Source organism: Paenibacillus sp. FSL H7-0703 (genome assembly GCF_038003485.1).
GTDB lineage: Bacteria > Bacillota > Bacilli > Paenibacillales > Paenibacillaceae > Paenibacillus > Paenibacillus polymyxa_B.
On record NZ_JBBOPF010000001.1, the window covers coordinates 2274670 to 2298924 of the forward strand.

18 protein-coding genes are annotated in these 24255 nt (G+C 42.3%); 8 read left to right on the top strand and 10 right to left on the bottom strand.

The window, feature by feature from the left end; genetic code table 11:
- Window positions 1–144: 144 nt before the first annotated feature.
- From MHB46_RS09855 to MHB46_RS09875, 5 genes are read left to right on the top strand one after another with little or no spacing between them, the layout of a single operon-like run.
- Window positions 145–825 carry a hypothetical protein gene (locus tag MHB46_RS09855; RefSeq protein WP_341162213.1) on the top strand — a complete coding sequence of 227 codons (681 nt, stop codon included), beginning with the start codon at window positions 145–147 and terminating at the stop codon, window positions 823–825.
- Window positions 822–2237 (top strand): phage baseplate assembly protein V, encoded by a 1416-nt coding sequence (locus MHB46_RS09860; protein WP_341162214.1) that lies wholly within the window; start codon window positions 822–824, stop codon window positions 2235–2237. The genes MHB46_RS09855 and MHB46_RS09860 overlap by 4 nt, the downstream gene beginning before the upstream one ends.
- A 12-nt stretch (window positions 2238–2249) precedes the next feature.
- Entirely contained in the window at window positions 2250–3512 is a 1263-nt protein-coding gene (locus MHB46_RS09865) for a pentapeptide repeat-containing protein (RefSeq protein WP_341162215.1), read from the top strand.
- Window positions 3509–4039 (top strand): hypothetical protein, encoded by a 531-nt coding sequence (locus tag MHB46_RS09870; protein ID WP_341162216.1) that lies wholly within the window; start codon window positions 3509–3511, stop codon window positions 4037–4039. Before MHB46_RS09865 ends, MHB46_RS09870 begins: the two co-directional genes overlap by 4 nt.
- Window positions 4040–4044: 5 nt before the next feature.
- Window positions 4045–4461, top strand: a complete 417-nt coding sequence (locus MHB46_RS09875; RefSeq protein ID WP_341162217.1) for a DUF4280 domain-containing protein — start codon at window positions 4045–4047, stop codon at window positions 4459–4461.
- A 104-nt stretch (window positions 4462–4565) separates the two neighbouring features.
- Here the strand turns inward: MHB46_RS09875 and MHB46_RS09880 are convergent, their stop codons facing one another.
- Together MHB46_RS09880 and MHB46_RS09885 are read right to left on the bottom strand one after the other, a co-directional pair.
- Window positions 4566–6044: a protein adenylyltransferase SelO gene (locus MHB46_RS09880; RefSeq protein WP_341162218.1), complete on the bottom strand. Its 1479-nt coding sequence runs from the start codon at window positions 6042–6044 to the stop codon at window positions 4566–4568.
- A 100-nt stretch (window positions 6045–6144) separates the two neighbouring features.
- Complete coding sequence (locus MHB46_RS09885; RefSeq protein ID WP_341162219.1) at window positions 6145–6591, bottom strand: VOC family protein; 447 nt, start codon at window positions 6589–6591, stop codon at window positions 6145–6147.
- Between the two features lie 112 nt (window positions 6592–6703).
- Here MHB46_RS09885 and MHB46_RS09890 point away from each other — a divergent pair, with 112 nt between their 5' ends.
- The gene (locus MHB46_RS09890; RefSeq protein WP_341162220.1) at window positions 6704–7642 is read left to right on the top strand and encodes a helix-turn-helix transcriptional regulator; all 939 of its coding nucleotides are present in this window, start codon (window positions 6704–6706) and stop codon (window positions 7640–7642) included.
- A gap of 88 nt (window positions 7643–7730) precedes the next feature.
- Here MHB46_RS09890 and MHB46_RS09895 read toward each other — a convergent pair whose 3' ends face one another.
- The 3 genes from MHB46_RS09895 to MHB46_RS09905 all read right to left on the bottom strand — a co-directional run bounded on the left by MHB46_RS09895 (window position 7731) and on the right by MHB46_RS09905 (window position 11469).
- Window positions 7731–8102 (bottom strand): hypothetical protein, encoded by a 372-nt coding sequence (locus MHB46_RS09895; protein WP_445667589.1) that lies wholly within the window; start codon window positions 8100–8102, stop codon window positions 7731–7733.
- Window positions 8103–8262: 160 nt separating this feature from the next.
- The gene (gene gnpA / locus MHB46_RS09900; protein WP_341162222.1) at window positions 8263–10437 is read right to left on the bottom strand and encodes a 1,3-beta-galactosyl-N-acetylhexosamine phosphorylase; all 2175 of its coding nucleotides are present in this window, start codon (window positions 10435–10437) and stop codon (window positions 8263–8265) included.
- 12 nt (window positions 10438–10449) lie between these two features.
- Window positions 10450–11469: a glycoside hydrolase family 88/105 protein gene (locus tag MHB46_RS09905; RefSeq protein WP_341162223.1), complete on the bottom strand. Its 1020-nt coding sequence runs from the start codon at window positions 11467–11469 to the stop codon at window positions 10450–10452.
- A gap of 317 nt (window positions 11470–11786) precedes the next feature.
- On the opposite strand from MHB46_RS09905, the gene MHB46_RS09910 reads away from it, so the two are divergent.
- Together MHB46_RS09910 and MHB46_RS09915 are read left to right on the top strand one after the other, a co-directional pair.
- Entirely contained in the window at window positions 11787–12728 is a 942-nt protein-coding gene (locus MHB46_RS09910; protein WP_341162224.1) for an AraC family transcriptional regulator, read from the top strand.
- Window positions 12729–13028: 300 nt separating this feature from the next.
- Window positions 13029–14456: a pyridoxal phosphate-dependent decarboxylase family protein gene (locus MHB46_RS09915; protein WP_341162225.1), complete on the top strand. Its 1428-nt coding sequence runs from the start codon at window positions 13029–13031 to the stop codon at window positions 14454–14456.
- A 197-nt stretch (window positions 14457–14653) separates the two neighbouring features.
- Here the strand turns inward: MHB46_RS09915 and MHB46_RS09920 are convergent, their stop codons facing one another.
- From MHB46_RS09920 to MHB46_RS09940, 5 genes are all read right to left on the bottom strand, one after another.
- Window positions 14654–15223 carry an SF0329 family protein gene (locus MHB46_RS09920; RefSeq protein ID WP_341162226.1) on the bottom strand — a complete coding sequence of 190 codons (570 nt, stop codon included), beginning with the start codon at window positions 15221–15223 and terminating at the stop codon, window positions 14654–14656.
- A gap of 54 nt (window positions 15224–15277) precedes the next feature.
- On the bottom strand, window positions 15278–16267 hold the full coding sequence (locus MHB46_RS09925) for a tRNA dihydrouridine synthase (RefSeq protein WP_341162227.1): 990 nt from the start codon (window positions 16265–16267) through the stop codon (window positions 15278–15280).
- A 1056-nt stretch (window positions 16268–17323) separates the two neighbouring features.
- Window positions 17324–20407 carry a type I restriction endonuclease subunit R, EcoR124 family gene (locus MHB46_RS09930; RefSeq protein ID WP_341162228.1) on the bottom strand — a complete coding sequence of 1028 codons (3084 nt, stop codon included), beginning with the start codon at window positions 20405–20407 and terminating at the stop codon, window positions 17324–17326.
- 15 nt (window positions 20408–20422) lie between these two features.
- Window positions 20423–21682 carry a restriction endonuclease subunit S gene (locus MHB46_RS09935; protein WP_341162229.1) on the bottom strand — a complete coding sequence of 420 codons (1260 nt, stop codon included), beginning with the start codon at window positions 21680–21682 and terminating at the stop codon, window positions 20423–20425.
- The gene (locus MHB46_RS09940) at window positions 21682–24243 is read right to left on the bottom strand and encodes a type I restriction-modification system subunit M (protein ID WP_341162230.1); all 2562 of its coding nucleotides are present in this window, start codon (window positions 24241–24243) and stop codon (window positions 21682–21684) included. Before MHB46_RS09940 ends, MHB46_RS09935 begins: the two co-directional genes overlap by 1 nt.
- Window positions 24244–24255: the final 12 nt, after the last annotated feature.

Here is a 24255-nt window from a genome sequence, read left to right on the forward strand (position 1 = left end):
TGCTCCTCCAACGAATGGTTCATTTTGTAAACTAAATCTCTCTTTTAACCGATAAATACATATGTTGGTTCTGTACTTAAATATCTCCTCTCATCTTTACATATTCAAGTACAAACGCGTATTTTTCCTAAAAGGGGGCTTTCTATGAACTATCTAGACGAGCATATACTTAGCCTCAAAGCTAAAATGGTGGATCAGAAGACAGCTAATAACGATAATGTGAAATCCATCCCAGCTCAAACTCAGAAATCGGAACAGGACGGTTCCATGTTTGAAGAAACAAAGCTACTTCATGTTGAAAATGATTATCTCACGTTGGAGCCCATTACAATACTACACGGAGAGATTGGTTTCTACATCCCCAAGTCCTTTACTCCTATGCCAATGGAGCAAGCTATAATCAAATATCCTTCAGAGCATCGACCAAAGGTCATTTATACCTCATCTGAGGAGACCATCAATATCACTTTTAATCCTACAGATACCGCTCTGGAAGCGGAAGAACTGCCCGATTTTGTAGAGCAAATGGCGGATATTCTACGGTCTGTACAACCGATTCGCAACTGGTTAGGTACCGAAATGGTCACCAACTGTTCCGGACTTTCAGTTGGACAGATTCGTTTTGTGGCGGCGGGGATCGACGGTAATCTATACAACGAAATGCTGCTCTTTATCCACAAAGGACGAGTTGTCATAGGTTCCTTTAGCTGTCTGGAGGCAGATCTCGAAGTCTGGTTACCTGTAGCGGAATACTGGGTTCAATCCCTTTCTGTACTCCCCACCTCTGCCTATTCTACAAATGAGAAAGGAATGACTACACCATGAGTCTGGGATACGATCAAATTCAAATTCACCCTTATGAACAAATTGATCTAGAAGAGCTCACCTTAACGAAAAGAGTTAACGAGCATACTCGGCTTTATTTTACAGGTGTTATCCCCGAAGACTTGCAAGACAGTTACGTGGAAACGACAGAAAAAAATACCATCATTGAAGTCAGCCAACAAGATGAATCTGGCGCAAGCAAGCCGCTATTTAGTGGGATTGCCCTCTCGGTCGAGGTAAAAGTCGTGCGAGGTGTGTACTATCTGGAGGTGGAAGCCATTTCCCATACATACCGGATGGACATGAAGCAGCGTACTCGTTCTTTTCAGTATACGAAAATGACGATTCCTCAAATGCTGGAGCACATAGGTAAGGACTATGAAGGGCTGGATGTAATCGACGGGGCTACTGGCGGAGAAGCCATCGGGCGGCTTGCCATTCAGTATCAGGAGACAGACTGGGCTTTTTTAAGACGCATAGCTTCACGTTATCATACGAGTCTGATGCCTGTAGCTCGTTTTGACAGTCCCAAATTTTATTTTGGTATTGAGGACAGCCCTGCACAGGCGATACTGGATCATACCCGTTATACCGTACGTAAGCAGTTGCTACCTTTTCGTTATTTTCAGGAGAATGAACAAACCAAACTGAGTGAACATGATTTTATTTTTTATGAGGTAGAAACGGATGAGGTACTCGACTTGGGCGCTCAGTTGAATTTTCAGGGGCATAACCTGTATGTGATGGAAGCCTACACCGCCATGAGCCAAGGACTGCTGCGGCATCAGTATGTATTGGGTTCTTACCAGGGATTTCGGCAAAAAAGCTACTACCAGGATAAGCTGGCAGGTGCCTCATTAAGCGGTATTGTGCTGGACGTACGTCAGGATCAGGTGCGCATTCATCTGGATTGTGATGAACAACAGGACGCAAACCTAGCACACTGGTTCAACTATTCTACTGTGTACAGTGGCGGTGGCCATACCGGCTGGTACGTCATGCCAGAAAAAGGCGATTCAGTTTCCCTCTATTTCCCCGGTAGTCGGGAAGAAGACGGCGTAGCAGGTAGTGCCGTGAGACGGGCAGATCGCAAGAGTACGCATAACCATTTTTCCAATCCGCAAATGAAAATATGGCGTACCCCGCATGGCAAGGAAATTCGGCTAGGACCGGATGAACTGGTCGTTACAGGTAAGGACGGCGCTATTTATATCAAACTGGACGATAAAGAAGGCATTCATATTGCGAGCAGCAAACAGGTGAATATTACGGCAGGAGGCAATCTCAGCCTGTCTGCGGGGAAGACGATGAGTCTGTCCGCAGGTAGTCAGCTCCGTATGGATTGTAATGGCAGTCATATTGAATTAAGCGGATCGGCGGATATGAAAGGCAGCGAAGTGAAGTCGAATTAAGGATGATTAGAAATGGAAAAGCAAACAGATGTGTTAGATCAGCAACAAGCGGCTCTTCATCAGGCTTGGTCTTTCATTCGCAAAGAATGGGCGTTGAAATGTAAATCAACACAAACACAAAGATTACAGCATATAGTAGAACATTTTCGCGCCTTTTGTGAGCTGGTTCGGCAAAAACAACTCACAGGTCGTAAAGGTCATATCGGTTACATCACCTACTCTATGCTACGCACCACATGGCTTGAACAAAAGCCCGTTTATCTTGTTGAAGCTACGGATGCCTTATGGATGCTTGATGCTGAGCCCGTTCAGTTGGAGTACGATGCAAGTTGGATTTTTCTCTATTGGACTCAATTACGTGAACAACTTGGGGCTGAAACTTTGAAGCAACAAGTCTCCCTTTCCGAACTTGAATTGGAACAGATCATGCTGGAAGCAGCGGGATATCTTCATACGATGATCGTTAGTCTGGTTCGTCAGGCTATGAAGCAAGCAGTCGACCTACCAGAGTTTGAGACGTTGGATCGTGAAGAAGCTTTTGAGATTCGCGTCGGAGAGTATATGGATCATAGTGTCTCCGTGTACCGGGAAGATCGGAGACCCATGGATGCAAACATAATAAAGTCTTGGCTGGAGGAAAAAGAAGAATCGGCCTACAGCTACCAAGCACTGTCTCAAGTTCAACTGTCGGATGGGGATTACAGTTCCTTGGATTTTCGCTATACAGTCTTTCGCCAGATCGGGATGCAACAAAGTCGATTGCATCACTGTATCCTCGTAGGCACGGTATGGCAAGAAGCTCAGCTAGATGGAACCGACCTTTCACACAGCCTGCTTCACGGAGCCGATTTCAGTGGCTGTTCCCTGCAAGAGGCTGTACTAGACGAAGTGATAAGCAATAGCAAATATGGATCGGATGCTTGGCTGGATTGGGAACCGTTAGGATTGGATGGAGTGAATTTTACAAGAGCTAATTTACAGGGAGCTAGTTTCCAACATGCACAGCTTCAAGGAGCTGCTTTCCAAGATGCCGCGCTGCAAAGAGCTTTATTTAACGGCGCGGATCTAACAGGTGCCTGCTTTGTAGGAGCCGATGTTACTGACGCTTCTTTTATAGGTGCATGTTTAGTAAAAGCTAATTTTACAGGAGCAAAACTACACCGGGTTAGCTTTACAGATGACCAACTAAGCGAAGCCATTGGCCTTGCTGCTATAGAAGCGCCCTTGGCTACACAGATAACAGATGCAGTTAATAAAGGGGAGTGGATGTCATGAGATATTTTCGACTCATGGTGGACGAGCGCGTAAAGTATCGGGTGGAGACTGCTCCCCTAGCTCCCTTGCAGGTGGAAGATATCCTTTCGGGTCATACCATTCAGACAGAGGACACTCCCCTATTTTTAGCAGTACATACAGATCCACGAACCGTATATCCGGATTTTCTGGAGTTCCCTTTGCCGCTGGTTTCAGACTCCATGAAAGCCCTGTTGGAAAAATATATGCCGGAGCTGGAATGGAAGGCCGCTATACTTACCGATTTTCAGCAAGCCAGGCAGGATGTGTACTGGGTACTGCGTCCACCTGTAGTGGATTGTCTTTCCTCACAAACCGAGTGGTATCCCGACCATACCTTGAAGCAACTGGTACTTAAGTACGGGAAAATCGAACCGTCTATATTTCGGATCGCCGGCTTGTTGGAAGCACATATCTATATCAATCTCGCGGTAGCGGAAAGTCTGCTGCGTCGTCCATTTACAGGTGTTCGTGTGCAAAAAGTGGAGATGGCCACAAAGGAGGAATAATCCGTATGGAAGAAGCAAGTGTGCAGCCTGGAACAAGTGCGAAAAAAAGCTATGTCGTGGCAGGTGCGATTTTAAGCTGTAGTTACGGTACACAGCCTACGCGTTTGAAGCGCCCTTTTAGCCACGGGGTGTATGTTAAAAATAAAGCACAGATGAATATTGGAGATTATGTGCCTGGAGTGAATATAAAATCTTTTGGGAATTGCTCCAGTCCGCTGAATCCGGCTGTGCAAGCCAGTGAGATGGTCGATATTTATGGGGTAAAAAAGGCCCCGTGTATTCCTGTCCTTACGATGCCTTGGTTGAACGGAAAAAGCGACATGCGCATCGAAGGCCAGCCGGCTCTTACGCAGAACTGTACGCATCAATGTCTTTATTGCGGACACATACAGATCGAAAATGACGGTCAGGAACTGGATTAATCAGGTACAACCTACCCCTATAAAAACAAAATGCGCTGGTGAGAGAATGGCCATCTTCTCCACCAACGCATGATATAGGTTATCTTCAAATCGTTCGCTCTGCATCAGGTACCACAAAAGGTTCGGTAAGGACAAGTGGATTCCTCAGGCAATGTAGAGTAAATTTCCTGTTCGGTAGAGTAGGCATAAGGGTTCGAAAGAACTTCAAGAAGCTGCTCCATCACACGGTAGTCTTCTCGTTCCACCGCAGCTTCCAGTGCTTCTTCTACCCGGTGGTTGCGTGGGATGATTGCAGGATTACTGCTGCGCATCAGCTGACGCGAGGAGGCTTGTGATTCCTGCTGTCTGCCCAGCCTCGCCTGCCACTGCTCGTGCCACTGGGTGAATTCCGCAGTGCTGAACAGAACCGTATCCTCCAGCTTGTTCAAAGTTAGGGCACGGAAGGTATTGGTGTAGTCGGCACGATGCTTCTGCATGATACTCAGAAGCTCCTCAATAAGAGATTCATCCTCCTGCTCTTCGTTAAAGATCCCCAGCTTCGCCCGCATTCCTGCAAGCCAATGATGGTGAAACATTTTTACAAAATCTGAAATTGCATCCTCAGCCAGTGTGACAGCCTGCTCCCTGTTGTCATGCAGCAGTGGCAAGAGCGTCTCAGCAAATCTCGCGAGATTCCACGCAGCAATATGCGGCTGATTGGCATAAGCATAGCGTCCATGCCTGTCGATGGAACTGAACACCGTCTCAGGATTGTAGGTATCCATGAAGGCGCAAGGACCATAATCAATGGTTTCTCCGCTAAGGGTCATATTGTCGGTGTTCATCACCCCATGAATAAAACCAACCAGCTGCCATTTGGCAATTAGCCCGGCCTGACGCTTAATCACTTCCTGAAGCAGTGAAAGGTAACGGTTTTCGTCATTGGCAACTTCCGGGTAGTGTCTTTCCAATGTATAATCAGCCAGAGCACGGAGATCTTGGGACGTGCCCCATGCTGAGACGTATTGAAAGGTGCCGACGCGAAGATGACTGCCAGCCACACGGGTCAGAATGGCTCCGGGCTGCTCGGTTTCCCGGATGATCGACTCACCCGTGGATACCACCGCCAAGCTGCGGGTGGTAGCAATATCCAGCGCATGCATCGCCTCACTGATGATGTATTCGCGAAGCATCGGACCAAGTGCCGCACGGCCGTCACCACCACGGGAGTATGGCGTTCTGCCTGAGCCCTTGAGCTGAATATCAACCCGTTCACCCAAGGGATTGATCTGTTCGCCAAGCAGCAGAGCACGTCCGTCTCCTAACATGTTAAAATGCCCGAATTGATGCCCTGCGTAAGCTTGAGCAAGAGGCGTAGCCCCTTCAGGAATCTGGTTGCCGGCCAGCTCCGCTACGCCATCATTCCTTTGCAGCGCCGTGCCGTTCAACCCCAGTGATGCTGCCAACGGATGATTAAGTATAATCAGCTTGGGTGAGCGGACAGGAGTTAGGTTGAGCTTTGTAAACAATGATTCCGGCAAACGAGAGTAACTGTTGTCGAAGTTCCACCCTATTTGATCTGCTATTTCTTTTTTCTCCGTCATAGTGTCTCCTTTTCTGCTGCGGTATCTTAGGTTTTCCCATTTTAGTTTTTACTTCTGCCCATTTATTATCCAATTATGAAACATGGAACATGCTTTTTTATTATAATCGATTATCAAACATTAATTGTATTTGAATACCGAACGGGTCTTCAATAATACCGTAGGCTTGGCTAAACACATTATTAGATAAAGGCACAATAATTTTCACTCGATCATCTGTAATTAAGCTATCATAAAAACGTTTAATTTCTTCTAGGTCAGCACTTTGAATACATAATGAAGTATTATTCCCTACTGTATATTCTTCACTGGGATTCATTGTATCTTCTGCTATCATTACTTTTGATTTTCCGATGGATAAGACTGAATGAGAAATATAATTTTTATTTTCATCCGTAAGCTGTATGGAGCTGTCACGTTCGGCCATGTCTTGATAGGTAACCAGAAACAATTCCTTTGCGTTGAAGTGTTTTTTGTAAAAATGTATAGCTTCTTTTGCCTTTCCGTTCATGGATAAGAAAATAGCTACTTCTAGTGTTGTACTCATGGTATCAATCTCCTTTTATATGTGTAGATATTTTATGAATTTGATATATTCCCTTGAACTTATTATCATATAAAAAGGTATCAAAATATGACACCTTTATAAGGAGATTTAGATGAAGAAGTCAGAAAGATTAAATGATATGATCAGATACTTAAACAGTCGAGAGTTCTTTAATTTAAATGACCTAATGGATAAATACCATATTTCAAAAAGTACAGCTCTACGTGATATTCATTCATTAGAACAATTAGGTATGCCTATTTTTTCGGAACATGGTAGACATGGACGATATGGTATCTTAAAAAATAGATTGTTATCCCCCATTATTTTTACGATGGATGAAGTGTATGCTCTGTACTTTGCAATGTTGACGTTAGAAGCTTATCAATCCACCCCCTTTCACTTAAGTGTTAATCAACTCAATGAAAAGTTTGAACACTGTCTTTCTAAAATACAAATAAACCAGATTCATAAAATGAAAAAGGTTCTACAATTTGAAATATATCAGCATAATCATGTTAGTCGTTATTTAGATAAAATTTTAACAAGCATTCTTAATGAGAGTACGTGTAAAGTTAAATATGTAAAAAATAATCAGAACAAAAGTTACTATGTTCAATTTTTCAAAATTTCCGCTAAGTTTGGCCAATGGTATGCTACTGGAATAGAGTTACATACGAATAAATATAGAGTTTTCAGATGTGATCGAATCACCTTTGTAGAAGAAGAGGAGAACAATTCTCGCTTTTCTATAGATGAACTCCTTAATCGTTCATTAGAAATGTATCAAACTGAGAAGAGCATTGACTTTGAAGTAGAGATTGTAGAACAAGCCAAGGATATTTTTTATAAAGAACATTATCCTTCTATGAAAATAGAAAATGGTGATAAGACAGTCATTAAGGGATTTTATAATCCTGGAGAAGAGGAGTTTATCGCTCATTATTTGATGAGATATGGTCATTATGTACGATCAGTGAAGCCAGAATCTTTAAGACAAATGATCCAAGATAAAGTAAAGAATCTCTTACATCACTATCAAAAATTATAAGATCATCGAAGGTTTGTTCGAAATTTTCTCTGCATTTAGCCAAAAAAGGAGCCTTAAGCTCCTTTTTTGGCTAACTATGACATTTGAATTATGGCTTCCGTTTGGCGATAACGGCATAGGATACCGTTCTTGTGGTTCCAGTTGGATTCCATGCAGTAAAGAACCATCTGTCTTCCGCCGCAGAATAGTTATCGAGAAGAAACCCTTGCTGATTTCCAGAGAAAATCCATGAACCGCTAATCAGATTGTAGTCGTTACCGTTAATCGTAGTACTTCTAAAGCTATTTGGCGGAATAGTGACCGGAGAGAAAGTGAAACGTGCAAATCCATCTCCAAGTTGAGTTACACGAATGGCTTTTCTAAGATTCTTAATCACGTGACTTCTTTTTTTCAGCTTTCTTCCCAACTTTGCTTCCACATTTTTAATTTTCATCAAGGTTGCCTTTCTCAAAGAAATCATCTCCTTAATTGTTTTACTTATAGTTAATGTTGGGGTAGATACTTTTGAATGGACAAAATCCCCGGTAAATTGGCTGGATTATCTGGAGGTGCTAAAACAAAAAGCCCTTCCTTAAAATAAAGGAGGGCTTGATACCGCTACTTCTCATTATTTTCCGTTCCTATACCGATTTTGTTAAGCCGATATGGGTAATCATGGTATCATACGGATCTAATTCCATAGTTTGTTTTCCATATTCCGTATCAATCGTCGTTCTTTGGAGTTGATCGCTATTGTTAATAACAACCAATATTTTACTTTCTGGATAATAAGCACACTCTGTATATAGGTTATCTGTAATGTACTTCGTTTCATGTAACTCATTGCCTGCAAACCGAATTATATTCAGCAGCAACCTTGTGTTTTCCCAGCTGAATTCGAAAGAAGGAAGGTAGATCCCCTTTCCTTTACCAAAGGCATGAGTAGACAATGCTATCATACCACTCGTTTCCTCCACTACCGCAGCTGACCCATCAGTAAGATAAATGCTATTCTTTGGCGTTATACTGGCTCCCTCAGGTACCAAACCATGCTCATCCCTAGCCTCGTATGCCCATCTTCCATGACCTACTCTGGAGCCTGTATCCTCATCCAGTCCAAGAACATGTGCCATTCTGAAAAAGCTGTCGTGGCCTTCAACCGCAGAGGGCTGGTTGATGCCAATAAAGGTACCACCCTCATAAACCCATTTCGTCAGTAAGTCCACACACTTGTTGTCATTCCAGTGCTCCCCACCACTCCATGCTGAACCAGCAGAGCCGGCATTGATCACTACATCACAATCCTGTAGAATTCCCTGACGGATATCTTCAAAATCAATGAATTGCACTTCAATCGGCAATCCGGATAAAGCTTCATTGACATGAATCAAATCATGCATATACGTTTCATGGAAATGGCCGGACAATGTCCACGATCTCAATTTTCCCCAGCTATGCAGAATAGCTACCTTCGTCTTGATGTGATAGGGTTTGCCTTCATGATGCAGTTTCTTAATTTCTCTGAATTCATTGGCAATCTTTTCGATATAATCACAAAAATCCGGGTAAGGCTCTACAAGATGTAAATATCCGCCCAATCCAATCCGGTCAATAGGCTCCCGCAGCAAGGCGCGCCGGATATTAATCCAATACTTTTTGGCGTCCAGCGTGGGGTTTCCCCCTTCCATAAAGGTAGGAAGCCCGCCTAAACCAACTGGAAATAAGTATGGATGCAGCCGAATCTCATGCGTATTCACTTTTACACCTGAACAGAGCCTCGCCTCGTATCCTGAGAATACACATTTAATCAACCCGTCAAATCCAAACTCTTGAAAACGGTCATTGTAAGGCTCCATGCCCACCCAACTGTCATCATAGAAAACATAGGCCAGCTTGTCGTGCTTATGCACAATGTCAATTAATTTCTTGCCAAATTCGATTACAAAATCATTGATAAATGCCATCCAATCCAGCTTGCGCTGCTCAGCCGGGATATGACTGACGCGGTATTTCCCGCCATTCACAAAATCCTCGGCAGTCATCGAATACCCGTATTTCTTGGCAAACAGATCAAGCGCTCTTGAACTTACCGTAAAATCGTATGAACCCCAGTCAGAGAACAGATGGCGATTGCGCTCATTACTGCCCCAGATCCAGGCGAAATTATAAAATAAGGAGGTAAACCGAACAACCGTGGTTTCCTTATGATGGAGACACCAATCTTCCATCCAATCCAGCAGATATTTTTGCGTTTCTGCATAGATGGGATCAATCTGCATCAAATGCTCTTTGTCCCAATGATTCGTGGTGTGATTGTACATGGAAATCTCTTCCCAGATCCGGTAGGCCATAAAGCTTACCGTGTATTTATGCCAAGGAACAATTCCAGTAATGACCACATTTCCAGATTCCCTTTCATAATTCCACTGTTCTCTTGGAACTTCTTCCCCGGTCGTTCTGTCAAAAACCTGCCAGTAGTTAAGTGCCTCTTTGGAATCATTCACTTTGAATTGTTCAGCAAAAAAATCCTCCATCAGATAGATGGATACATAATTTTGTACAGCTACCTTTGGATTTGTAATTAAAAAACACTGCTGCAGCTTATCCAGATGGTGGGACGCCCACTCGTTATGATCTCTGATGATACAGATTGTCGAATATATGCCGTACCCAGCGTTAATAATCTCATCGGACAATTGCGTGCCGTCACTATCACGGATGACATCGGCACCCCACCGTTCAGCTAATTTCAGGGTCAGCGCCTCATAACCGGATTCTCCCGGTAGTGTAAAGTTCCCCGTAGTTTGTTTGGACAACTTGGTTCCCTCCTAATTCAACATATCAGACAGAAAGGCCAATGCCAGGCCTTGACCCCAGCCCTGAATCCAGTCTTTTGGAATATTCCGATACCCATCCCGATCTTTCATAACCGCTGTGCCGCCCGACACACCTAGTACCCGTCCGTCCTCGCTAATATGGTTCAAGATGCCCTCCAATGCCTTTTGCACGTATTTGGTATGCAGCGGATTGCCGTTATTGATCATGGCTGCCGCGATTCCGCAAGATGCAGACACTTCTTCGTAGGACTCCTCGTCATCCAGTACCGTCCGCCACAGGCCGTTCTCCGTTTGAACCCCCTTCAGTGCCGCCAGTTGATCCCGAAGCGAACACTCCACGTCCATGCACTGCGGATATAAATACCAGTCTTTCAAATGAATTTTAACTTGCGACATGGTATATGCTCCCCAAGCATTCGCTCTCCCCCAGAAAAATCCGGACATATGGTCTTGCTTGACATTATTGTAGCCATGGTACCAGAAACCGCTACTAGGGTCTTGCAGGTATTTGATATGCCAGTAATATTGGTTTAAGGCGTCCTGGATCATTTCCTCATCCTTTAATTTGGTTCCTACACGGAGCAGAAAAAATGCCGCCATAAACAATGTGTCCGCCCATGCCTGTTCTGGAAAATCATTAGCAACGGATACCGTATGCTGCAAAACATGGTCTCCAAACCTGAGAGCATGGTTCCGAATATAATCCACCTTGCTCATCACAATATCCCAATATTTCTGGTCCCCTGTTTCTTCATACAATGTGATCAGCATATGACCCATGGCACATGTGTTTACCGTCCAATGCGGCAGCCCCAGCTCGATATATTCATCTGCCCATTGCACAAGCATATTCAAATACTCTTGATTTCCAGTTTTTGTATAGGCTCTGGATACCCCATAATAAGCCACACCGCAAGGCCAGTCCCACGTTAAATCCATCGCCATTGTTTTTCTGACGACTTTGTCGATAACTTTTAATATCTCTTCCTTGTCACAAATCAATTGAAGCATCTTTATTCCCCTCTCCTAGCGCACACGCCCCCAAAGGCGCTTGAGAGCTGTTTGTCGCCGTTTTGAAAACGCTTTACTTACTCCATTGTACGCAGTAAAATAGTCTCCATCTAAGCATTTTCGCAACAAAACTGCGCAATTCCAATCATTTATGTGAGGATTTTGCAAAAATCCAATAAGCGACTTCCAATAAACAATATATAGATCGAAATGGTCTAGTTCGTCTATATATTGCACCTTGGAGCGATTGGAATCGAATTATGCAAAATCCTGATGTACATCTGCTGGTTAAAATCAAAGTCATGGGGGTATTGAATATGCCCAGAAAAAAGAAGCCCGTTATAGAATATCGGCACTACAGCTTGCCTATAAATTTCCCTGTCTTGCTATTAAGCGGTGAGCGTTGGAAGATTTCAGATATTAAAAGTGAGCATCTCCATTTCCATAACCATTTGGAGATTGGTATATGCTATTCAGATAGCGGCATCATGGAGATCAAAGGAGAATCTGTACCCTTCAAAGCGGGCGATGTGACCTTCATCCCCAGGTATCTTCCTCATACCACGTATAGTTCGCCAAATACAGCCAGTCTCTGGTCTTATATCTTTTTTTCGCCAGAGGACCTCTTTCAACATTCATTTAAAAGTGCTTACAGCAACTTCGAGCCAAATTTGTGGGTGGTGAAGGGAACGAACTGTATATTGAATAAGGAGCAACATCCCAAGGTTTATACACTTGCGACTTCAATCGTAGAGGAATTAAAACAGCAGAATCCTTACTATCAGGAAAGTGCCTACGGCTTATTGCTATCCCTTTACATAGAACTCCTTAGAATTCATTCCAGGAATGAACTGTTGGCAGATCAAGAAACAGAGCATAGCCTGAAAAGCGATTTTGTCATTTCTCCGGTTCTGGAGTACATCACGAAAAACTATATGAACCCCATTACCATGGATTTTTTGGCCGATCTGTGCCATTTAAGTACAACTCATTTCCGAAGAAAATTCCATGAAATTATGGGGACGTCGCCTCTCGATTTCCTAAACAGCACCCGAATCGAAGAGGCTTGCAAGCAGTTAAAAAGCACGGAAGATTCTATTCTTTCGATCTCCGAACAAGTCGGTTTTCACTCCATTTCCAGCTTCAACCGCTGCTTCTCCAGGCTTATGGGAAAGCCGCCAAAAGAATGGCGTAAAGGGGCGCAATCCGAAGCGCAATCTGCGAAAGCGTCTATACTGGAGTTTACGGGGTGGGTTTAGCATAACAGCAGAAATAAACTTGATAAAACGAATTCAATATTCTGGATATCAAACTAGCCATTTTCTGCTTTATATGATTAATCACATTTTGCAATGTATCTAGAAAAGCATAAAATTCAAATCTTTTAATAACTCCATTCCAGCAAGCCCCGTTGTATAGCCATCTTTGACCTTGAAAATTAATTTATGTAATAGCCAAGTGCCTAAAAATAAACGTAATGATGAAATCGGTGAATCTCACAAAATGACAACAGATGTTATATTATACTTGATTGAAGTTAAGCAAAGGAGATGCTTATAATGAATCAAGAACCAAATCAGCAATTAGGTGAGATTATTGAACAGTTCGTACATTCATATATTGCAGAAAATAACAATATTCGATCCCGAAAAGTAATCAACACTGCAGATGGGGATACAATAGCTCATTTAAGGGGAATTGGTTTTCCGAAAATAGGAAGACCGATACAAGAGATCGTCGATGAAATGAGGAAAAACGTCTATCCTCACCAAACCTTCATGCAACATCCTCGCTTTTTCGCATTGGTTCCTGGTCCAATGTCTCTTTACTCGTGGTTAGGAGATATCATGACCAGCGCCTATAATACCCATGCCGGAAGCTGGATGCTGAGTTCGAGCGCAAGCCTTTTAGAGGGGGAAGTGATCCGGTGGATGTGTGACCAAGCAGGATATCCCAATACTGCTGGAGGCTTATTTCTGTCTGGCGGATCGCTGTCGAATTTGACTGCTTTAGCGGCTGCACGCAATGCAAGGTTATCCGAGCAGGAATATGCCATTGGTACTGCTTATGTTTCAGATCAAACTCATTCATCGGTCGCCAAAGGGTTACGCATCCTCGGATTCCGTGGTGATCAAATCAGAAAGATTCCAAGTGATAAAAATTTTCGTATGGATGTTTCAGCCTTAGAAAAAAAAGTAATGGATGATCAGGCGGCTGGCATGAAGCCTTTTGCGATCATTGCCACGGCAGGCACAACCAATACAGGAAGCATTGACCCGTTAAACGAAATTGCTGACCTATGTGAAAAACATAACATTTGGTTACACGTGGATGGAGCTTACGGTGCATCGATTTTGGCTTCTTCGAAATATAAACCCCTTTTGAGCGGGATATCGCGTTCAGATAGTGTCACCTGGGATGCACACAAATGGCTAATGCAGACCTATTCCTGTAGTGTGGTTTTAGCCAAAGAAAAGCAGCACCTCGAAAATTGCTTCAGCACACATCCAGAGTATTTGAAAGATGCCGAGACTGATGAAGAACATATGAATTATTGGGATCTGGGCCCTGAATTAACGCGGCCTTCTCGAAGTTTGAAACTATGGGTGACACTACAAGCTTTAGGAACTAATGCTGTCAGTGAAGCCATAGAGCATGGAGTTCAACTCGCAGAATGGGCTGAAGATGAAATCAAAAAACATAATCATTGGGAAATTGTATCCCCCGCTAAGTTAGCGATTGTTAATTTTCGATATGCGCCAACTGGATTATCTGAGCAAGAATTAGATTCACTCAATAAAAGGATCTCCCAAGAAATGATGACAAACGGATACGCCTCTGTGCTTACGACACAACTTAATGGAAAAACTGTTCTCCGAATCTGTGCAATTCACCCAGACACTACGGAACATGAGATAAGGAATACAATTCAGCTTTTATCGAATATAGCACGCTCATTGAATGAGAGAAAAGCCTTTTTACGATGAAAAATTATGAAAAGAATTGCTAAGATTTCTGTAAATAAGCGAAAACGATCAGCATCACACAAATAAGAGGGGCATGCCGCCCCTCTTAACTTTTTTCCTGTACATCTTCCAAACTATTTGCCATTGTGTAATACAGTAACAATGAACAGCACTCAATCCTAAAACGACGTGCCTCCATCAATGGAAGTTATTTATTTTCATAACGTACTACGCCGTAGTTCATAAAAATACTGCACACTGGGATGCTTTAACTTCATCTTCTCGGTCATGTTTAAAATTCGCTTTTTTCCTACTCGTCTGTCCACTAAAGCTAGAATATTCAATAAGATATCATTACTCTCTAAGCTGTCCTCTATAGAAGTAGTTAAAAACTTATTAGCTACAACATTAAAATTAGACTTGCTTAATGAGGCCTGTGCTGACAAAAGCTCCTTTGCATGTTCTGATATTTTTCTACCTCTTGCAATTACTTGTAGACGCTCCTCGGGAACGTTCCCATTAGTATCTTTTCTAACCGCTTCAATTTCTTCATTGCTGATAGGAACTTGGATATCTGGATCATTCTTGATTTCCAACTCCGTCTGATACCATTTGATTGGACTAGTGATATCATTCATATTGAGTACATTCTTTTTATCTACGGCAATATAACAAATTCCAGATTTATCAGGTAAATAACGGTAACTGGTCGCTCGGTATTCGACCCTTCCGTCTAACGCAGGACAGCGGAAGCTCTCCAGTTGTTGCTTCAATTTACTCCAGGACATATATCCTCCTATGTTTTCAATGCCTACTAACAGCCCGTCCCCCAACTTGGCAATTTAATTTCCACGTTCCTCTACCTCATCATGCTCCTTGCTTCCAAACTCATCAAGCAATGTACGCACTTCACTTGTTGATTTGGCGTTCATTAAGCTGTTTCTGAGTTCACTTGCCCCTCGGAATCCACGGACATATATTTTGAAGAAACGGGCGAGAGGGCTGAACGAACGTGGCTCCTGCGCTGAATAATGATCATGGAGATCTAGATGAAGCCGCAGCAGTTCAAGCAATTCCTCACTGCTGTGTTCCTTCGGCTCCTTCTCAAACGCAAATGGATTCTGGAAAATACCACGCCCAATCATAATGCCATCCACTCCATATTGCTCAGCGAGCTTCAAGCCGGTCTGACGGTCCGGAATATCTCCGTTAATGGTCAGCAGTGTATCTGGTGCCACCTCATCACGAAGTTTCTTAATCTCCGGAATTAGTTCCCAGTGAGCGTCTACTTTGCTCATTTCCTCTCTTGTCCGCAGATGAATGGACAAATTCACAATGTCTTGTTTCAAAATATGGGTCAACCAGTCGCGCCATTCGTCTACGGCAGTGAAACCGAGCCTTGTTTTTACACTGACGGGCAGTCCCCCGGCTTTGGTGGCCTGAATGATATCCGCTGCGATTTCGGGACGGCAGATCAGGCCGCTTCCCTTCCCATTCTCGGCTACATTCGCTACAGGACAACCCATATTAATATCGATGCCTTTGAAGCCTTCTTTCGCCATACCGATGCTCATTTCACGAAAATATTCCGGCTTATCTCCCCAGATATGGGCCACCATGGGCTGTTCATCCGCTGTAAAAGTCAAACGCCCGCGTACACTTTTGTTCCCCTCCGGGTGACAATAACTCTCTGTATTCGCAAACTCCGTAAAAAACACATCCGGTCTGGCTGCTTCACTTACGACATGGCGAAACACAACATCCGTCACATCTTCCATCGGTGCTAGTATAAAAAAAGGTCGTGGCAAATCACGCCAAAAATTATTCGTCATATCAAAAACTCCTCTATAAATACCAGGACAAATCTTTGGTCCCAAAATGGTAAAGCTAACCTGTTCATGTCCTTGCTTCTTCTTCACATATAACATGTTTAAGCAACGTAGTTCAAACGGCAGTATATGTTAAGCATAGACATCTAAATGAGTATATCATACCCAAGAGAGGAGCAGACTCCCCAAAAGACTCGCAAAAAAAGGAAGAGCGCCGCCCCTCCTACTATCTCCGCCATTATATCTCCAAATTAGTTGCCCCTCCGTATCAGCAACACTGTACACTTCACATGCCATTGTAAATAAAATACATTCCCGCACTCAACCTTAAAGCGATATTCTGAATGCAGGAACATATTAAAGTTGTTTTTAAACCCTGTACATCACTGCTTCTTATGTGCATTTTCTAAATAGTCGTATCATCCATGTCACCTTTGCCCCACCGCTGCTCCGCCTTACAGCCACAAGGCTTCACAGCCTTTCACTCACGCTCTCACCCAATTTCTGCTTGCAATAATAGTCGTAAGAAGAAACAGAGGAATTTCTGATTCGGAACGGGAAAAATCGGGGTCAAAAAAGCAATTAAAGTAGAACTAAGGGTAGGGGGAATGACAGGAAAAAGCTGGGGATAGGGCAAAAGAAAATCGAAGGAAATGATCGAAAAAAAACAGGAGAAAAACCGCCTCTGTTCAATGATTAGCGGAGATTTGGGCGAACTTTCTATGTATTGCGGTGGAAATAGGAAAAAGAGCCGAGGAAAACAGGAACGGAACCCCTTTCTCGCTCGGCTCGTAACACGACTTTTTATGCTTTAGTACGACTGTTTATGCTTTGAGATGACTTTGTGTGCTTCTACACTTATCTCGATATATTACTACCACGCACTCCACGTGCACCGTATGCGGGAACATGTGAGTGTTGGTTGGATTCTGTGTTAGTTGGTTAAAACCCTTGATATATAAGGGTTTTAACCAACGCGTAGTGTTCGTTTTGTTTGAGTTTGATTGCTTGTTGACGATGTTCGTCAACAAGCAAAAAGCCAGGAAATTCATCATCAGATTAACTATACTTTTGCTTAATTTCAGCAATCCACGCCGGAAGTTTGGTGGTTAGCGTCATATTATGCCTTAACAAGTTACCTGCCGTTTGATTGGTTGCCTTACTAAAATCAACACTACTAATGAGTTCATTGATATAAGGAACAACATCAGGCTGTGATGTAGAATATGAGTTCACTGACTTGCCAAGTAATAGACTATCTAGTCCCCACTCTAGAGAAAACCCATTGACTACATTCTGCAGCTTGCTTGCTTTCCAGACTTCAAATGCCTCATCAAATTCCAGACCGCTCGATAAGTTACCAGGCACAAGCTCAGTATCTACAAATTCTTTCAATAACTTTGCTTGCTCGTATTCCCCCATGTTACTCAACTCTTGTATTTGTTCATAAATAATACGGAGTGTTTCACTATCTACCGTTTGCATGCCGTTAGGGGAGGTAACTTTTGAACCAATCAGTTTAAGGATATGATTCGCATCGATTACTTGCGTCCTCGTCAGCTTAGTTTTTCCAACAAGTGGATTAATCGGTGTTGGCGGAGGTGGAGTTCCTGGCTTCCAAGTTAAGTTTTTATAGGCACCGACATATTGCAACCAAGTGTGCTCATCAATACCAAAATCTACTTCATTCCACATAAATTCATAGTATTGTCCCACTAAATTTAGCTGTTCGGCAGCATCTTTAAAAGCAAGTACAAATACTTCTTTCTTCTCTTTATCATTTTCAATTGTCTGCCATTCAGTAGGATCAGGTAGAGTAGGAATCATTTCTATAACTTTTATGGCTAGTTTCTTTACAGCAGTTTCATAAGTATCGACGATTGCTTTACTGCTCTTGCCACCGCTCCCGTACAGTTTCAAAGCTGTATCTACGATTTTCTCGGTAAGCCGTGGATATTGGAAGTTGATGATCGTTCCAAACTCTTTATTTAAGCCAAACACTCGATTGGTTCGTGAGTAGGCTTGAATCAGGCCTTGAAGCTCAAGTGAGCGGTCAACATAAAGTGTATTAAGACGCTTAGAGTCATAGCCTGTCAGTAATTGATCTGCCACAATTATTAGATCAATATTCTTAGGATTTCGTCCACTACCGCCGCGAGTGGCACGCTCCACCAGATCTTCAAAATAAGCATCCTCACCGTGTTTTTTATCACCAGCGATAAACTCAATACCGGTAAATGCAGCGTAGTCCTTAAACATACCCTTTACAAGTTTAGGATCTATTGGCGTAGGATCATTTTCATTACCGAAACTAAATGTCATAGCCACGTTTAACTTTTCACCACGAGCTGTCAGCTGTTTCTTGAATTCATCATAATAAGCGATTACACGTTTTTTATAGGCCACTGTTAAAATAGCATTAAACTCTCTACCTTGTGATTGAGATTCCCAGTTATTTAGAATCTCTTCAACCACACGCGGGATATGCGTTTCATCTTGGTATTCTAACAATCCTCGTTTTTGAGCTTGCTTTTCAACGTCAACTTCTGACATCTCTTGAACTTGACGTTCGATTTCTCTTTCCGTCAACTCAGGATGTTCTTCCTTGATCTTCTCAGCTAATTGTTCTCTTAAATCATCATAACTCTTGAATTCTCCAGTGTTGATATAGTCAACGTGAAAACCTAGTACGTTTTTATCAGCAATCGCCTCATCAATCGTATATTGATGCAACTTAGGTCCAAATAACTTCTCTGTTGTATTGATGACTTCACTCCTTTCATTGACCTTTCCTTTGATCTTATTTTCATCAAATAAAGGTGTTCCGGTAAAGCCAAAGAATAATCCATTTTTCTTGAAATAACTCTTAATGGTTCCCATCATCTGTCCCATTGTCGTACGGTGAGCTTCATCGATGATAAAAACGATTTTCTTATCTGCTAAACTATCATCATGAGCTTCTTCCAACTCTTTAACCAGAGAATTCAGTTTAAATGTGGTCGTTACCACAATTCCATTTTTAACTGACTTTAGTATCTTTTTAAGCTGGTAGGTGTGCTTCGTATCATCAACGGAAACAGCCTCATAGGCAGCATACGCTTTGAAGTTCTCACTTGTACGGTTGTCTAACTCTCGTCTATCAACAAGAAAAACGACCTTATCAAATCCTGCTCTAGTCGATAAAAACAAAGCTGTCTTAAAACTAGTAATGGTCTTCCCTGAACCAGTGGTATGCCAAACAAATCCGCCATGAGGTATTTTCTCGTCATTGTCCCAACCAAAAGCAGCACCTTCGATAGATTGTAGGGCATACACTTGATACGGGCGCAATAGCATATGACGCCTGTTCTCTTCATCTTTAGCTTCGTCAATCACCAAGTAATCTCCTACCATTTGATGAGCCATTGGAATCATGAGAAAATGCTCCACTACCGTTTGCCAGTTGTTAATCGGTTTGTTGTCTTTATCCGACCAATGAAAAACAAAGCTAGGGTTAAAATCCCCTACGGTTTTGGGAGTAGCAAAATATCGAGTGGCAATTTCAGAAGTAATGACCATCATCTGCGAAAAGGCCATGAAGTTATTGCTGTATTCGCCGTCACGGTAGTATCGTATAAACTGTCCGAATGCCTCGTCTAGCGTTTTATCCGTACGTTTTTGCTCAATATTAATTAACGGTAAGCCATTGATAAGCAAGACAAGATCAAAACGGTTGTTATTTGATGTCTGTACTTCTCTAGCAATTTTATAGCTTGAGTCCCCGCCACGGACTTCAGCTTTTTTAAATATGGTTAACGTGATTTGTTTTCTCGTGATATTTGGATTATCATCTCGGTAAATGCCATCAATCTTTCCTTTTGATTCTTCAATGGCTAAAATCTTGGCTGCCTCATAGCTGTTACTGATACGGTTAACTTTTGCCATAACTTGTTTGAACTCGTTATCTGTTAATTCCACACCCTCCAGTTGGTCGGCATTAATACGGTTCAATTCGCCACGCCAATGAGCAACCAGATCAGCAACGGTCACTTTTTGAATATTTCCATCTAAGAAGTCAGGAGCTTGCCATTTATATTTTTTGAGTTCTTTAACAAAATTTTCTTGATAGGTTTTTTCTGCCGCAGTTTTTGGTGCACTACTCATGACTTCCGCTCCCTTCTATACAAACATCTCATTTAGGTATGCTTTTTTTATACTTTGTAATTTTTCCAGCTTACGCTGATGAAGGGTGATGAGGTGGTCGAGGGAGGCTAAGAACTGCCCAATATTCTCCTGCTCCTGAATCTCAGTAGGTATAAACACTTTTGTTTTTTTCAAAATTTCCGTATTAATTGATGGCATAGTCTGACCGACAGCACGAGCAATAACATCGTTTTTAGCTCGTGACGTTGACAGTTCGTAATGCAAATATTGACTATCAATGTTGTTTTCAGTCCTCACACGAAGAACACGCCCAGAAAACAACCAACCACTCTGAAATGGCGTTACTAAGGCATTTATATCAACTGAACCTACTCGTGAAAAAACAATATCATCTGTCGCCAAAACATAACTCTGCAATCTAAGAAAGTCTTCATCTGATACTTGTGGAATACCATTTTTTTGTTCAGGGAGGTCACCGGCTTTGAAGTGTTCTGTTGTTATGATTGGTGTCCCTTCCTCAACATAATCTTCTGCGTGAAGTGTACTTCCGAAAGGGCCAGTACGAACATCAGAGATTTCACCCAACTCACGCTGTTCCCAAGCGCCCGTGAATCCGGCAAATCTCCTTCTTGGCTCACACGCACCTTCAGCGGGGAACATTTCAGAAAGATAAGCAGATTTTAACGCTCTCGTTTTTTCTAACTTACGCTGATGAAGGGTGATGGTCTTATCAATTTGATTGAAGAAATTTCCAATTCCCCCCTGTTCTTCTTGACTTATCGGCGCTAAAAATGAATAGTCCGCAATTTGTTTCAAGGATATGTGTTTGATTGCATTACCTACGGATAATTTTTTCATCTCGGATATAAACTTATTATCGCTAGTTACTTGGTAGACAAATTCAAGCTGCTCTGAGTTAAGTCGTCCAACTCGTTGTGCTAAAACTGCTTTTTCATTACTATACTTACCTGTTTTCCCAATATTAACGCCATCCATCGTGACAAGAATATTACCACCACTTAGTAAATAATTATTTAAAATGGCTTCTTCAGAAATATCGATTTTATCCCCTACAGATGTAATACCGTTTTCTTCATCAAGAATATTTTTGTTAGTGACGACTAAATATTCTCCATCATCACTAAAATCAGCACTGCTAAACGCTTTTCCCGTACTAACTTTTGCTAAATCGCTCAACCTACGCTGTTCCCAAGAGCTAGTGTCTTGAAATTTTTTAAATCGCCTTTTTGGTACCAATTTTTTTTGTTCACTCATTACCGCACCACCAATTCACTCATTAAAGCTTCAAACGCTAATTCCAAGTCTCGACTTTCATTATCAATTGCTGACAACGTATAGGCATAGCGATTGTTCAACATTTGCAGCGTTCTCAGCTCATTTTTTAGCGGTAGCTCTACCAAACCAACCAAAGCATGCACGGCGCTTCCGAACCATTTTTCATACATCAGGTTGTCGATTTCTTCGTCTGTCAAAATTAAGATACGCTCGTACACGGCTTCTTTGAGCGCTTTTTCATCATCTTTCACGGCTTTGCTAAGCGCTGATTTATCCGCAAATAACTTCTCAACTTTACTCAGTAGGTTATATTCAACTGTTCCCTTGATCGACTTCTTCAACTCTGCTTTGACTAATTTATTTTCAAAAGCTTCACCAACTTCATTCAAGATGTCACCTAAAGCATTAGCTTCATCGCTATCTTCAACTTTTGAAGCCTCAACCAATTCTGACAGCTCAGTTTCAATCTCTTGAATGCGAACATTTTTTGATTCGATTTCTTCTATCATTTCACTAAATAAACGTTGCGCGATCAACTCATTCGGTACGATGACGCCAAACCAGCCGTCTTGCTCTTCACGTTTCTTTTCGCCGGTTCCTTTAGTTACCATATTCGGCTCGCGAGTACGTCCTGCCGTATAGAAATCACTTGATGCAATTATCTCTGTATCATGTGTCAGTGCATTCTTCCAAATCTCAGCGATAATCTGATATCCATCATAAGCATCAATATACTTGAACTCTGATAACAGCATCTTGATTTCAACGAGCATTTCATCCATTAACTGCGTCAAATTACTGTCTTTGCTTACATTTCGTAGGATATCCCAATATTTATCAATATAAGAGTTAGCTTTACCTGCGATTTCTTTTGATTTGTCAATAATGCGCGAGTCGCTCAGTATATCCACAGAAATTTCATCAACTGGTTTTAATAGTTCAAGATAGCCGGCACGAATTTCTTTCAACGAATGTCTCAATACATCTGGCACAGTAGACTGCAAAATCTTCAAGTCGTCAATGTTCTTCTGAGGAATCCCACCAAGAAGATGGGCATCTACATCATGAGGAATCTCTTCGTCAAGCGCCTCAATATAGCGCGGAATATTCATGTTATACTGATTCGCCAGTATTTCCTCACGAGTTGCTAAATGACTGTACCCTTTCTCTTGTCTTCGTTCAACATACGTATCCACGATTTTAGCAATGTCTTTTTCTTGTAGCATGTTTTGTTTGCCAACTTTAATAAAGTTGCGAGAAGCATCAATGATTAAGACAGGTTCGCCGATTGCTCGGTTCTTCTTCAGAATGATAATAGCTACTGGGATACTTGTATTGGTAAATAAGTTGCTTGGCAAGCCGATGATGGTATCAATATAATTCTTCTTGAGCAATCGTTCACGAATCTCACCTTCAGATGAACCACGGAACAGAACCCCGTGAGGCAAGACAATCGCCATTGTTCCGTTTTGACCCAAGTGGAATAGTCCATGTAAAAGAAATGCAAAATCTCCTTTGGAGTCTGGTGGCAATACTCCCGCTACTTCAAATCGAGGGTCGCTGACTCTTAAATTTGCTCTGTTCCAGTTCTTCGCAGAATAAGGTGGATTCATAACCACTGCATCAAACTGTACACCTTCATTTGGACGTGCTGGATCTTCTGGCCAGTCTTGAGAAAGTGTATCGCCGTTTTTAATAGTCATCTTATCTGGGCGAACACCATGGAGCAATAAATTCATACGAGTCAAGTTGTAAGTTGCTGTATTCTTTTCCTGTCCGTAATAGCTCAAATTCTTTTGAACATCTGCATCCAAATGTTTCTTTACCGTTAATAGTAGTGAACCAGAACCGACAGTCGGATCATAGATTGACTTGATGCCTGGCGTTTTCACTGCGATTTGTGCCATGACTTCACTGACTTGGCGTGGTGTGTAGAACTCTCCCGCCTTCTTCCCTGACTCCATCGCAAACTGACCAATGAGATACTCATACGCATCACCCAATACATCGCCTTTTTGCAATGCCACCATGTTCAAGTCTGCAAACAGCAAGATCAGTGCTTTAATATTTTTGCTGCGGTCGTTTAGGCTGCTACCTAAAGCAGTGTCAGTTAAATCAAGGGCAGAACTTGAAAACAATCCCTTGAACTCATTCGAATCTCCAGACACGGCAATTGTACGCTCAAAGTTATTCAAACTATCCGTTACTTTTTGAACTTCAAAATCTCCTGAGTTGATATCTTTTATCCAAGTCTGATAGAGATACTCAGGTGCAACATAATAACCTAGTATATTTTGAAGCATTTTATCGAGCTGTTCACCGTATTCAGCTTTGGCCTTTGTGTACTCCTCAACCAATTCCGATTCAGTCATTTGCCCTAAACCGCTGGTTACTTTGAATGCTTCTATAGTCTTATCACTCAAAAATTTATAGAACATCAACCCAAGCATATAATCTTTGTAACGGCTGGCATCCATTGAACCACGCAGTTCATTTGCCCCGTCCCATAATCTGCGTTTAATTTCTTCTGATGTAATCATATGTACCCTCCA

What these genes read in the sequence shown, in the direction of transcription:
- MHB46_RS09865 (WP_341162215.1), top strand. Translation starts at nt 2,250, where the DNA reads ATGGAAAAGCAAACAGATGTGTTAGATCAGCAACAAGCGGCTCTTCAT.
- MHB46_RS09925 (WP_341162227.1), bottom strand. Translation starts at nt 16,267, where the DNA reads ATGACGAATAATTTTTGGCGTGATTTGCCACGACCTTTTTTTATACTA.
- MHB46_RS09905 (WP_341162223.1), bottom strand. Translation starts at nt 11,469, where the DNA reads ATGCTTCAATTGATTTGTGACAAGGAAGAGATATTAAAAGTTATCGAC.
- MHB46_RS09880 (WP_341162218.1), bottom strand. Translation starts at nt 6,044, where the DNA reads ATGACGGAGAAAAAAGAAATAGCAGATCAAATAGGGTGGAACTTCGAC.
- MHB46_RS09915 (WP_341162225.1), top strand. Translation starts at nt 13,029, where the DNA reads ATGAATCAAGAACCAAATCAGCAATTAGGTGAGATTATTGAACAGTTC.
- MHB46_RS09935 (WP_341162229.1), bottom strand. Translation starts at nt 21,682, where the DNA reads ATGAGTGAACAAAAAAAATTGGTACCAAAAAGGCGATTTAAAAAATTT.
- MHB46_RS09895 (WP_445667589.1), bottom strand. Translation starts at nt 8,102, where the DNA reads ATGATTTCTTTGAGAAAGGCAACCTTGATGAAAATTAAAAATGTGGAA.
- MHB46_RS09940 (WP_341162230.1), bottom strand. Translation starts at nt 24,243, where the DNA reads ATGATTACATCAGAAGAAATTAAACGCAGATTATGGGACGGGGCAAAT.
- MHB46_RS09885 (WP_341162219.1), bottom strand. Translation starts at nt 6,591, where the DNA reads ATGAGTACAACACTAGAAGTAGCTATTTTCTTATCCATGAACGGAAAG.
- MHB46_RS09855 (WP_341162213.1), top strand. Translation starts at nt 145, where the DNA reads ATGAACTATCTAGACGAGCATATACTTAGCCTCAAAGCTAAAATGGTG.
- MHB46_RS09930 (WP_341162228.1), bottom strand. Translation starts at nt 20,407, where the DNA reads ATGAGTAGTGCACCAAAAACTGCGGCAGAAAAAACCTATCAAGAAAAT.
- MHB46_RS09920 (WP_341162226.1), bottom strand. Translation starts at nt 15,223, where the DNA reads ATGTCCTGGAGTAAATTGAAGCAACAACTGGAGAGCTTCCGCTGTCCT.
- MHB46_RS09870 (WP_341162216.1), top strand. Translation starts at nt 3,509, where the DNA reads ATGAGATATTTTCGACTCATGGTGGACGAGCGCGTAAAGTATCGGGTG.
- MHB46_RS09910 (WP_341162224.1), top strand. Translation starts at nt 11,787, where the DNA reads ATGCCCAGAAAAAAGAAGCCCGTTATAGAATATCGGCACTACAGCTTG.
- MHB46_RS09890 (WP_341162220.1), top strand. Translation starts at nt 6,704, where the DNA reads ATGAAGAAGTCAGAAAGATTAAATGATATGATCAGATACTTAAACAGT.
- MHB46_RS09875 (WP_341162217.1), top strand. Translation starts at nt 4,045, where the DNA reads ATGGAAGAAGCAAGTGTGCAGCCTGGAACAAGTGCGAAAAAAAGCTAT.
- MHB46_RS09860 (WP_341162214.1), top strand. Translation starts at nt 822, where the DNA reads ATGAGTCTGGGATACGATCAAATTCAAATTCACCCTTATGAACAAATT.